Origin of the sequence: Mesorhizobium sp. BR1-1-3 (genome assembly GCF_020165455.1) — a bacterium.
In the GTDB taxonomy this organism is placed as follows: domain Bacteria; phylum Pseudomonadota; class Alphaproteobacteria; order Rhizobiales; family Rhizobiaceae; genus Mesorhizobium; species Mesorhizobium ciceri.
In genome coordinates, this window is record NZ_JAIUIC010000002.1 from 341,408 (window position 1) to 353,069 (window position 11,662).

Here is an 11,662-nt window from a genome sequence, read left to right on the forward strand (position 1 = left end):
TGTTCCCATTCGGTGCTTTCCCCATGAGAACTGCCCACTGGCCTGACGGCTGGCGGGCTTTTTTGTATCAGCGGAACCTTATTACTCATGTTCAGTTCTTGGCGGCAGCGCCCCGCACGCTGCTGGCCAAGGAAAGGCAACCCTTGGCCGGGCCCGCATCGGTCCTCACCCAAGCGGTGCGGGCCCACTGTCGATGCTGCCGAGCCCGTCTTCACACCCTTGGGCGTATCTTTCGAACAGTTCCACCTTTTCTGGATAAGGAAGGCGGTGTAAACGCTGGCAACCTTCGCACCGATAGTGGGCGGCAACGATGAACCAACGCCCTGGCTTGGTGAACTCGTTTCCACATCCGGGGCATTTGAGTGTCATCTCAACCGAAGATAGTTTCTGGGAGAGCGGCATCAGGTCGCGTAACTCAAACTGCCGACGCCAGAATCAGCGTTATCCCCACCACCATCGACGCATAGATCGTGGCTAAAGCACGATCGGTCGAGGAATACTCGGCGGGTGTGCGAGGCCGGCGAAGTCGGGGCCTCGGAATGTTTCGGTGCCCACGGGACGTTGGCGGAAGCGTTGTCATTGCAAGCGCGCAAAGATAGACGCTGGGCTATATCGGCGGCGATCAGAGAATAGTCCGCCACCAATTTCGACCTGTCCGAGACAATGGAGATTTCACGTTGCAACATCGCGCGCCTCCCATGAGTTCTCCCAACTGACGGGTCTAAATTATGTTCCGCCAATTTTGAGAGGGGTGCTGCTGCCGATGTGCTGGCGCGGCTAATCTAGCAGCAACAGGAGCGGCTTGCTTTGGCTGCTCGTGCCAAATCACCTGCCGCAAGTCGCGCATGTCGACCTGCTGTCCGCACGTCGGGCAGGTATAGAAGTTGTCGTCCTCATCGGCTGGTTCGCCGCCGTGCTCCTTGCCGGGAATGGATGGTCCACGTCGGACGGCCTCGCCATGGCTGTCAAACAGTCAAATCGTCTAAAATGTTCCGGAACCATTTTAGCGCATGCTAAATTGAAACGCAGTCTTGCGGGTCAGTTCATGCGTCTGAAGTTCATCAGGCCAATGTTTCCCAGGCTTGTCGAGGTCCCCCCGACAGGAGACAACTGGATTCACGAAATCAAGTACGATGGCTATCGGACGCAAATCATAATCGAGACGGCACGGCCCGAGCGATCACCCGGAGGGGGCCTACGACTGGTCATCGACGTACAAGATGATTGTCGAGGCGGCGGCAACCCTTTCCCCAAAGTCGGCAATCATCGACGGCGAGGCAATCGTCCTCAACGGGAAGGGCGTGTCGGATTTCCATTCGCTGCGGTCCGCGATGCGATGGGCGCCGGATCGGATTATCTTCGTCGCCTTCGATCTACTGCACCTGGACGGGGTCAACCTGCGCCCAGCACCTCTGCTGGAACGTCGGGAAAAGCTGCTCGAACTCGTCGGGCCTGCCAAGGGCGTGATCCAGTACAGTCACCATGTGCATGGCGGCGGGGCCGACTTCTACGCCGCGGTTGATCGCATGGGCCTGGAGGGCATGGTGTCGAAGCGGCCTGACAGCGTTTATCGGTCAGGCGACACCGAAGCGTGGCTGAAAACCAAATGCTACGAGGAAGTCGACTTTGAAGTGGCAGGCGTGCAGCTAAAACCGGGATCGGCACCACTCGCTTTGATGGCAACCCGCGATGCGGAACGCCGCTATGTCGGATCGGCTCACATCGCGCTGACCAAAGCCATGCGAGAACGCCTATGGGCCAAGGTGCAGGAGGGGAAAGGCACGCCACCGAAGGGAGCCGACAAGCCAGACGCCGAATGGATCAAACCTGGCCTTGTCGGACGAGTGAAGACCCTTAAGCGCGAGGACAAGCTACGCCATGCGACTTTGCAGGCGATCCGTGAGGCGAAATCGTGATGTTACGAACGCCAATGAAGTAGGCCCGCCTGACAGCCCACGTCCTAAAACACACCACCGATGCCTATCCCCCCACTAATGTCTGGTGGGGGGGCTATGGGGCGTTGCGGGACGGCCTGCGCGCGTTTCGCCGCCTTGCGGCTGGGGCCGGTTTGCGAAGGGCCGTTGTCCGACGCGACTTTAGCCGGCTTGGCCTTGACGATGACCGGCTGCTTGCAGATTCTGCCGGAACGCAAAAAGAGATCGCCGAGCAATCCGACGGTCGGCTCGGTCGTGGGTGCGATCTGTTTGGTTTTTTTGTAGTAGTCGGTGAGGGCACGGATGGAGCCTGTGCCCCAATCGCCATCAACTTGCATCCGGTAGCACCCCAGGCGACGAAGTTCGGTCTGAATGCTGCGCGCAAGATCGCCTGCCTTATCCTTTTCCGCTTCGCCCGCCGAGGCGCCGACAATGAGAGTTTCGAGGCCGGAGACGACGCTCTGGCGAGCGACTGCAACGCTTTCGGTTGAAGACAGATTGGCGACCCGAGTGCCGACCGGCTCCGCTGAACCGCCTGACGGTGCCGGAATCTCGACGGACCGCAGCGTCTGTCCGACGATGAGCACGGCGGTCTGCAGGTCGTTGGAGGCGAGCTCTATCTGCAGCTTCTTCTTGGCGTCTGGATCGGACAGGATGCGCGACAGGCTCGCGCTCAACTGCGCCGGATCGAGCATCTGCTGTTCGGTGAAATAGAATTGTTCACGCAGGTTCGACTGATCCCACGGCACCTGGCGGCCGACGGTGAGCGCCTCGGTCTCGTTGCGGACGCGGATCATCATGTCCGAAATGCTCAAGCCAGGAATTTCGACGTTTTTTAGAAGCGCAGTGGTGAACGGGCTGTTTTCGTCTGTCCCGTCGACGGTGACGTTCCCGGGCTGGGTGGCGAAGGCGACAAACGTGTTTTCGCCGACCTCGACCTGCGCCAGACCGTTGGAGATGTTGGCGCCGCTGCCCAGCGGATTGTTGCGGCAGGCATCAAGGAAGATGAAGGTCTGACGGCCGCGACTGGCGAATTTGGCGATCACATCATTCAGCTTGACGGCGTGCGCCGTCAGCTTGTCCAGGTTTTCCGGATCGGGCGTATCGATCGGTAGCAGGTAGTTTTCGCCCTGCACCTGCATGCCGTGGCCGGCGTAGAAGATCAGCACGGCGCTGCTTTCGGGCAGCTTCGCCTCGGCGTCATGGAAAAGCTTGACGAAGCCATCGGCGGTAAGATCGGTTCCAGTCAGAACCTCAAAGTTCAGCCGCTTCAGGCTGTCGGACAGTTTCGTCGCATCGTTGACCGCGTTGGCGAGGTGCTCGAGACGCTTGCTCTGGTAGTTCGTGTTGCCGATGACGATCGCCAGCCGGTTGCGCGGCTGTAATGAGGCGTTCTGTTCGACCGCGGCGCGAACGTCGATCGTGCTCAAAATCGCGAAAAGCATGAGCAGCGGGATGCGCAAGTATCCGTGGCGGTGGGTCATATCGGCATGCTCGTTCCAGCCTGCGTCAATCTTGATCCGGCGGCCTTCGAACGCACCAGACGCAAACGCAATCTGCCCGAGCGTTTGGACCCCGTGCCGCCAAAGGCCCGCAAATTTTTATACCAAGTATCCTGTCAAAGATAGGAAAAAGGGATTTGTATGCAGTCACTGGACCGTGGAGGGCTCGATGCCGACCAAGATCAACCTCGCGCTGCCGGTTTACGGAGCAGCCTACAAAAGCGTATTCGTTCGCAGCCTTTTTGCGGCCCTGACTCACGAAAGCCTTTCCAGCTACGCGTTCACGCTGTCGGAAATCGAGTACACGGATATACCGTTTTCCCGGAACTATCTGCTCACGAATTTCTACTACAAGAAGCTGGACTGCAGTCACATCCTGATGATCGACAGCGACATGGGCTTTTCGCCCGATCTCATTGCCGCGATGCTGGCGCTCGACAAGCCTGTAGTCGGCACTTTGTATCCGCGGCGTCTGGTCGACCTTCGCAAACTTCACTCGCTGTCGAAACTGCCGTTCGACAAGGCCTTTGCGCAAAGCCTGGAGTTCCTCGGAACCATCATCGAACCGCGGCAGGAGATGGACGGCTTTGTCCGGGTATCGCTATGTGGCACGGGTATCTTCTTGGTTTCGCGCGACTGCGTCGCCAGGATAATTGAGAAACTGCCCGAAACGGTGAACCGGTCGCGCTACAGAAAAAACAAATACGCCGCACAGTTCGAGAGCTTTCTGACGCCATTTTCGAAGATCGTGACGCCGGACGTGGACTTGCCTACCGATTTTTCTTTTTGTCATCGCTGGGCCCAGCAGTGCGGCGGGGAAATATGGGCAAGTTACGACCGCAAGGTTGCCCACGCGGGAAGCCTGACCGTTTCGGCAGCCTATTCTGACCTCTAGATGTTCGCGTCCTTGTACGGCGTTGTACTGCATGTGAGCGGTTCAATCTGAGTTCGATAGTGACCTTGTCGCCACACATGACCTTATAGTGGCCTGAGAGCGAACGCCTAACCATTGCCGACGAGCAGCGCGCTGCGTACACTGCCTGTCAATCAAGTCAACGAGCCCCATTGAAGGGCCGGTGATTTATTGTAATTGCCTTAACTGTGACGGTATCGATTCTCGTAAGGTGGGATCGAATGAGAGTGCCGCGCGAGGCCTATCAATTGGCGGGTGTTTCGTTGCTTGCGTTAGCGGCGGCATCCACGTTGCAGATATCTGGCGCGGAAGCGTGCTCGGCTATCGCAAGCGGTGCTGGTACAACAGTCGGCTCAGGCATCTCGGCCGAAACGACGTTCGAAACGACATCGGTCACGGTCGAGTGCAGCACAACTGGAAACGTCCAGGATGTCGGCGGCGTATTCACGACGGGGTTCGCGGGATACAAGGGGCAAGCCAACGACTCGTCGACAGTCATCGTCAACGATTATGACGGAAACGGCGATGACATTGTTAGCATCTTTGGCGGTATCCTGGACAACAGCACGCCTACCCCCGTCATAAGTGGCCTGCCGCCGGTAACGTCATCGGCAACGACATCCTTGCAGTCGGCAGAGGGGACCCTCGAACTCTTTGGCGGCAACGACCGGTTCGAGATGTCCTATGGGGATTTGTCGGGCGATCCGTTCGCCCCAAATGTCGACGCCAATCTGGACGCCGGGGCGGGCGATGACACCGTTATCATCCAGGCCGGCAGCATCCACGACATCGATCTTGGAGATGGTGTCGACAGTGTCGTGATATCCGGCAGCGGCACACAGGTCGGCAATGTGACCGGTGGCATCGGTGACGACCTGATATCGGTCGGTATCCTCGAGGTCGAGGAAGGCGTTTTTTTCAGCGAGCCAATCGTCGGTATCATCTCTGGGGGTGAGGGCGGTGATACCATTACCATAGGGGGAGGCAACGTCGAGGCCGTGGATGCCGGGGCCGGCGACGACCAGGTCAGCATCGGCGGCAATACCGCAATCGAATTGGATATCGATGGAGAGGCCGGCAACGACACAATAACGGTCAGTGGCAACGCCACCATAGGCGGCAGCATTTTCGGCAACGATGGCAACGACACCGTCAACATCGACGGTGGAACCGTCGGCACAACCATATCGCCGGGCATCGTTGATCTTGCGGGCGGCGCCGACATTTTCAACATGACCGCGGGCCATGTGACCGGCTCGGTGTTCGGCGAAGGCGGCGGCAACACCTATACCGTCAGCGGCGGCACGGTCGACGGCTCGATCTATGCCGGCAGCCAGGACGACAGCGTATCGATCTCGGGCAACGCCAGTGTCGGCATCGACCCAGGTGAGGGTGGGGAGGGCACGGATTCTGTCGGGCTGGAGGATGGTGACGACACCTTCGACATGACCGGCGGCACTCTTGCGGGTGCGGTAAGCGGTGGTGCCGGCAATGATGTTATTACGCTGCGCGGCGGCACCATAAACAGTTTTCTGGAAGGCAACGACGGCAACGATCAGATATTGGTCTCCGGCGGCGTGCTTGCAGGAGAGGTCACCGGCGATGTCGGTGACGATCTGATTGTCATCAGCGGCGGCGCCATCGGATCCAGCGTTTCCGGCGGCGCCGGCTTCGACAATGTCTCGGTCACCGGCGGTACCATCACGGGCGGCATAGACGCCGAGCATGTCCATCTTTCGGGCGGCACGATCGGCGGTAACATTACCGGTCTTGGACCCGACACGCTCGTGATCGACGGCATCGGTGCGGTTGACCCACTCAGTTTGAGCGATGGCGTTCTGTTCAGCGGCACGGGCGCCAACGGCACCATCACCGGCACCAATCTCGCTGCCGGCGGCAAGAGCCAGAACTTTACCGGCTTCGACAATTTTTCCTCCGACAATTCCACGCTGCGCTTCAACGGCGGCATACAAGGCATCAACCACCTCAACCTGGGCAGTGGCTCGACGCTGTTCATCAACGGCAACGTCACCATGCCGGGTTCGATCATCGCGACGAATTCGCTGATCGACATGACGAATGGTGTCGCTGGCGATGTGTTGACGCTAGGCGGCCTCACCCTCAACGGTGCCAGCATCGGCCTCGACATCAACCAGCAGACATCTCAGTCGGATCAGCTCATTGCCGATGCGTTTTCGGCAACCGGCGCCAATACCATCATCGTCAACCTGCTCGGCACGCCGCAATTTGCCGAGCCGACCGACATACCGCTCATTGTTTCGGCCAACGGCCCGGTCACCGGGACGTTCAGCGTCGCAGGCGTGCCCGGCACACCGGGTTCGCTTTTCACCTATGCGATCGTCACAGGCCGGAATGGCAGCGTGTTCCTGCGTGCCACGCCAGTCAATTTTGGCATTGCGGCGGCGCCGACCAGTGCCACCAACGCCGGCGCGGTCACGGTGGCAATCGAGGCTCTTTACGGCATAAACCGCGACGCGCTCGACGCTGACCTCAACCTTTCGCCCGCATCCGGATCTGGAATGGTGCCGGTTTCGGAAAGCTTCGGGGTATTTGCCTCCGGCCAGTTCGCCCATACCGAGCATGACGGCTACAACATCAGCGGCGGCGGCTTGAATGGCCCGGGCCCGAGCTTCGATGCCAATGATTTTTCGGCCGCCATCAGCCTGGATTTCAATGCCGCCAAACACTTCCAGTTCGACAATGAGTACGGCCTGAACATCGGCGTTTTCGCCGGCTACGCCTCGACCGACGTCAACCTCGGCGCGTTTCGGGGATTTGATGCCATCGGCGAAGGTACCAACAAGGCCGGCCTGTTCGGCGGCTACGCGCTGTTTCGCAAGGACTACAATTACGCGCTCGTCTCGGCCTCCGGCTTCATCGGTGGAAGCGACGTGACGAACGGCGTGCTCGGCACCACCGGCAGCTATGATACCAAGGGCTATGCAGTGACGGCATCGGTCGGCCATATCTTCAAGCTGGGCGAGCGCACCCGCTTCGATCTGCGTGGCGGCCTGCTTGGCGTTTCCTTCCGCGGCGATCCGTATACAGACAGCGGCGGCAACGAGTTCGGCAAGAGCCAGCTTTCTTTCGGCGCGATCAAGCTCGAGCCCGGCATCTATGGCGACTACACGTTGAGCAACGGCATGGTGATCAGCCCCTATGCGCGAGGCGAATTGCAGCAGCGTTTCGGCTACAAGAACACCACCGAAATCGACACCAGGGAGATCGACTTCGACGATGCCGATTTTTCCGCCGCGCTGTCGACCGGCTTCAACCTGAAGATGTCGGCCGCGACCACCGTCAACGGCGAAGTTCGCGGCAAGGTGTCATCGGACAGTTCCACCATCGGCGCCAAGCTCGGACTGAAGATCGCCTTCTAACCAAGACGATGAACCCGAGATTTGCATCGCTCGGGAGTGGTGCACCGCACCACGCGAGATGCTCGCCAAGCGACAGCAAGTGTTCTATGCTCCTCGCTGAGAAATCGTGAACTGCTCTAGGCAGGGGGTTCCATGTTCGAAGTCGTGGGAGTCTGGTGGAAAACACGGGCAAGAGGCTGGCTCGTTATAAACGCGCTTGGCTTGGTCGTTGCGTTGTTGGTGTTGATTTGGCCCGGACTGGGAACTGCGAAGGCAGAGACGAACTGGACGCTGGACTCGACCGCTTCGGTCCTGACCTACCAATCGGTCAAGAAGAACACGATCGTCGAAACCAACAAGATCAGGAATATTTCCGGTAGCCTCACCTCGGCGGGTGATGCGAAAGTCACCTTCGACCTCAATTCGGTCGATACAGGGGTTGACCTTCGCAACGTCCGCATGCGGTTCCTTTTCTTCGAGACATTCAAGTTTCCCTCCGCCGAACTGACCGCGAAGGTAGATCCCGCCGCATTTGCCGACCTGGCGACCAAGCGACGTGTGAAGGCGGTTCTTCCGTTCCGTCTCAGCCTGCACGGGGTCGACAAGGATCTTCAAGCCAACATCGTGGTCACCATGATCAGCGACACCATGGTGTCGGTCGCTTCGGAGGCTCCTGTCGCCGTGCATGTGGAAGACTTCGGATTGCTGCCGAACGTGGATAAACTCCAGCAGGCGGCCAACGTGACCAATATTGTTCCCACGGCATCGGTTTCATTCGATTTCGTTTTCATCGCTGACGGCAGCAAGCCGGCTGTTGTCCAACCGGTTGCGGCGAGCACTGCCGATGTCGGGCCTGTCACCACCGATGCGGCGAAGACCAGCTTCAGCGACGAGGAGTGCCTCAACAGGTTCGCGGTGCTGTCGCGCACCGGAGCCATCTACTTTAGAACGGCGAGCGCGCGGCTCGATAGCCAAAGCCGGCCGCTGCTTGCTGAGGTCGTCGGCGTCGTGGGCAAGTGCCCGGGCCTGAAGGTCGAGGTTTCTGGACACACCGATTCCGACGGGTCGCCCATCGAGAACAAGCGCCTGTCGGAGCGAAGGGCCCAGGCGGTTGCCGACGCCATAGTTGCCGCTGGCATTCCGCGCACCCAGATCGCGGCGACTGGCTATGGCGAGGAGCGCCCGGTTGCCGACAACGACACGCCGAAGAACAAGGCGCTCAATCGGCGGATCGAGTTTTCCGCCACTAAGCTCGTCAACTGAGGGACGCCCTGTTGTCCCGGGTGGGTTTTGATCGTATCGGCCATTGCGGTGGACTTGTGGGCGCCATTGCGCTTGTAGCGCTGGCACTGCTTTTGACTTTGTCGGCCGCCAGTGCTGAACGCCGTGTTGCGTTGGTCCTTGGCAACTCCCAATATGAGCATGCGCCGGCGCTGACCAATCCGGTACGCGACGCCCACGCCATGGCCGAACGCCTCGAGAATCTGGACTTTGAAGTCGTTTCCGGCTTCGATCTGACCAAATTGCAGACCCAGACGACGATTGCGCAATTCGCAAAGCAGGTGCGCGGCGCCGATATCGCCCTTTTTTTCTACGCCGGCCACGGGTTGCAGGTTTCAGGCAGCAACTACCTTCTTCCGGTCGACGCAGCACTCGAGGACGAGACTTCGCTCGATTTCGAGGCGGTGCCCGTGGACTTCGTCCTGCGGCAAATGTCGCGCGAGACCAGCATAAGGCTGATTTTTCTCGACGCTTGCCGTGACAATCCGCTTGCCGAAGTGCTGGCAAAGACCGCCGGCGTGAAGGGAGCAAGAAGCGGCCTTGCCGAAATTCCCATCGAGAATGGTGGCGCCGGCACGCTTGTCGCGTTCGCCACCAGTCCCAATCAGGTCGCCTTTGACGGGTCGGGCCAACATTCGCCGTTCGCTTCGGCGCTGCTGGCGCATATGGGCGAAACAAACGTTTCCATCACCGAAGCCATGAACCGCGTTACCGCCGATGTCTTCAAGGTAACCGCCGGCAAACAGCGCCCCTGGAGCAATGTCTCGTTGACCACTGAGGTCGTCCTGCACAAGATCGACCTCAACGCACCGCTGATCGTCGGCGAGGCGACCACTCAGAAATCGGAAGCCGGTTCGGATGGGCGAAACGTTGCGGCAAACCCGTCGGGCGCCGACGACGCCCAACTTTCGCTCGATATGCTTCGTCAGAAAATCCCAAGGCTTGCCTCCGACGAGCCTATCTTTTTTGACCATCCTGTCGATTTCGGCGATCCGGAAATCGACGGCAAGAGCATTGCGGAGCTGATCAAGGGCAAGCCACGCTTCAGTCCTGTGGAGGGGCTCGACAAGTCGGTATGGGAAGGAAAGCACTGCGACGGTTGCCATGAATGGAACGAGGCCCGGCTGTGTGAACAGTCGAAAAATTTCGCCGCCAACGACGTGTCTGTCTTACGGCTTCAACATCCGCTTGGAACGCGCTTCAAGGTGGCGCTCGCAAAATGGGCGCAAGGTGGCTGTAAGTAAGCCAGGATGATGACGGCATCCATCGGTTTCTGCCGGGCGAATGCTCTAATCCGCATCCGCTGCTTGGCTCAGGGCCTCGATCTCAGCCATCTGGATGCCCATTTCGACAAATGCCGAAAGAACGGTGAACCGGTCAGCCAGTGCGACACGCGCCAGTCCGGCCAGAATCCCGGCATTGATTGCGTGGGCGGCTGGAAACGGCAGCAACGCCGGTGCCATCGTCGCGGCCCTGGCCGAACCATTGTCACGCCATCCCGCGGCCAGAGCAATCCAGCCGACCGGCGTTGTTGGCGGCGTCGCGCCGGCTGTGCTGAGCGCCGCCTGGTGGCGGAGACTGTCCGGTTCGCCCACCCAGTTGTGGACCAGCGGGAGCAACTGATGATCGGTCTCATCCAACAGGTCGGCCAGGTGGCTCAGGCATTCATGGGCCCACCAGACCGCGGCTCGCTCGGGAAGCAGGTAGGCACAAAATGTAACCGCTTCCTCGGGAACGCGCCCTGCGAGAAGGTCGCGGCAAAACTCGATCGAGCGCTGGTCGGTTGGAAGGCTCCTCATGTCCCGCGCAATAGCAGGACACGCCGCGAAAAGATCCCTTGCCGTTTTGAATCGGAGCCCATTGGCCATGACCGCCACGCTTTCATCGAGAAGCTTGGCCACTCAAGCCTTAGGCGCGGCGCGGGTCAAGTCTCAACCGGTGACGCGGCAACAACTGTCACGCCCCCGGCGATTGCAGACAGACAATTGCCTGCGAATTTGCTATGATCCCAACATCGAAAATCGGAATACTCAACCAGGAGGAGCCGCTATGCAGTGGAGCAGTTCAGCTTTTGTGTTGGCGGTCGTGCTTTTCTCGACCCACGCTTCCGCCGACCCCGTTCAGAAATCTGAAGACATCGTGAAGTTTTTTGCTGGTGCGGCCGATCTCGGCAAGTCCCGCGGGATTTGTGTTGGCTCCGCGGAGGAGTGCAAAAGCAAGTCCAATGACGCGTCGGCAGTGAAAACCGGCCTCGACATGCTGATCAATTTCGGCTTGGATTCGGCCGAACTTGACGCCACCGCGCGCGCTGAACTCGACGAGTTCGCCAAAGCCCTGAAGGACAACCGGCTGAGCACGTTCAGCTTCGTCGTCGAAGGCTATACCGATGCCACCGGCACGGTGCACCACAACGAAGGCCTGTCGCAACGACGAGCGAAATCGGTAGCCGCCTTCCTCACGGCCAGCGGCATCGAGCCTGATCGCATCAACGCGGTCGGCATGGGTGAAAAGAACCCGCGCAGTTCCAACCCATACGATCCGCTCAATCGCCGCGTGGAAATGCGGATAAAGACACAATAGCCACGCAAAGCTGCGCCGCAGCCTGGGATGGGGCGAAGATTGTTCTACCCGATGGAATTTGGACAGGGGTGA

8 protein-coding genes are annotated in these 11,662 nt (G+C 59.5%); 6 read left to right on the forward strand and 2 right to left on the reverse strand.

Annotated features, from left to right (window positions below):
• The first annotated feature begins 1,220 nt into the window (after nt 1-1,220).
• Nucleotides 1,221-1,916, forward strand: coding sequence for an ATP-dependent DNA ligase (locus LB559_RS06050; protein WP_224673517.1), 696 nt, complete (start codon nt 1,221-1,223; stop codon nt 1,914-1,916).
• 44 nt (nt 1,917-1,960) lie between these two features.
• Here the strand turns inward: LB559_RS06050 and LB559_RS06055 are convergent, their stop codons facing one another.
• A complete protein-coding gene (locus LB559_RS06055) occupies nt 1,961-3,418 on the reverse strand; it encodes a caspase domain-containing protein (protein ID WP_013525276.1) in 1,458 nt (485 codons plus the stop codon).
• Nucleotides 3,419-3,605: 187 nt separating this feature from the next.
• On the opposite strand from LB559_RS06055, the gene LB559_RS06060 reads away from it, so the two are divergent.
• From LB559_RS06060 to LB559_RS06075, 4 genes are all read left to right on the forward strand, one after another.
• Nucleotides 3,606-4,331, forward strand: a complete 726-nt coding sequence (locus LB559_RS06060; RefSeq protein WP_082826798.1) for a hypothetical protein — start codon at nt 3,606-3,608, stop codon at nt 4,329-4,331.
• 239 nt (nt 4,332-4,570) lie between these two features.
• Complete coding sequence (locus LB559_RS06065; protein ID WP_224673519.1) at nt 4,571-7,750, forward strand: autotransporter; 3,180 nt, start codon at nt 4,571-4,573, stop codon at nt 7,748-7,750.
• A gap of 132 nt (nt 7,751-7,882) precedes the next feature.
• Nucleotides 7,883-8,992, forward strand: a complete 1,110-nt coding sequence (locus LB559_RS06070) for an OmpA family protein (RefSeq protein WP_013525279.1) — start codon at nt 7,883-7,885, stop codon at nt 8,990-8,992.
• Nucleotides 8,993-9,012: 20 nt separating this feature from the next.
• Nucleotides 9,013-10,254, forward strand: a complete 1,242-nt coding sequence (locus LB559_RS06075) for a caspase domain-containing protein (protein ID WP_224673649.1) — start codon at nt 9,013-9,015, stop codon at nt 10,252-10,254.
• 45 nt (nt 10,255-10,299) lie between these two features.
• On the opposite strand, the gene LB559_RS06080 is transcribed toward LB559_RS06075, so the two are convergent.
• Nucleotides 10,300-10,911: a DUF6931 family protein gene (locus LB559_RS06080; RefSeq protein WP_224673521.1), complete on the reverse strand. Its 612-nt coding sequence runs from the start codon at nt 10,909-10,911 to the stop codon at nt 10,300-10,302.
• A gap of 148 nt (nt 10,912-11,059) precedes the next feature.
• Between LB559_RS06080 and LB559_RS06085 the strand changes: the two genes are divergently transcribed.
• A complete protein-coding gene (locus LB559_RS06085; RefSeq protein WP_013525282.1) occupies nt 11,060-11,590 on the forward strand; it encodes an OmpA family protein in 531 nt (176 codons plus the stop codon).
• The last annotated feature ends 72 nt before the right edge of the window (nt 11,591-11,662 follow it).

Excerpts from the sequence above, each read along its gene's own strand:
- LB559_RS06065 (WP_224673519.1), top strand. The coding sequence starts at position 4,571 with ATGAGAGTGCCGCGCGAGGCCTATCAATTGGCGGGTGTTTCGTTGCTT.
- LB559_RS06060 (WP_082826798.1), top strand. The coding sequence starts at position 3,606 with ATGCCGACCAAGATCAACCTCGCGCTGCCGGTTTACGGAGCAGCCTAC.
- LB559_RS06050 (WP_224673517.1), top strand. The coding sequence starts at position 1,221 with ATGATTGTCGAGGCGGCGGCAACCCTTTCCCCAAAGTCGGCAATCATC.
- LB559_RS06070 (WP_013525279.1), top strand. The coding sequence starts at position 7,883 with ATGTTCGAAGTCGTGGGAGTCTGGTGGAAAACACGGGCAAGAGGCTGG.
- LB559_RS06085 (WP_013525282.1), top strand. The coding sequence starts at position 11,060 with ATGCAGTGGAGCAGTTCAGCTTTTGTGTTGGCGGTCGTGCTTTTCTCG.
- LB559_RS06055 (WP_013525276.1), bottom strand. The coding sequence starts at position 3,418 with ATGACCCACCGCCACGGATACTTGCGCATCCCGCTGCTCATGCTTTTC.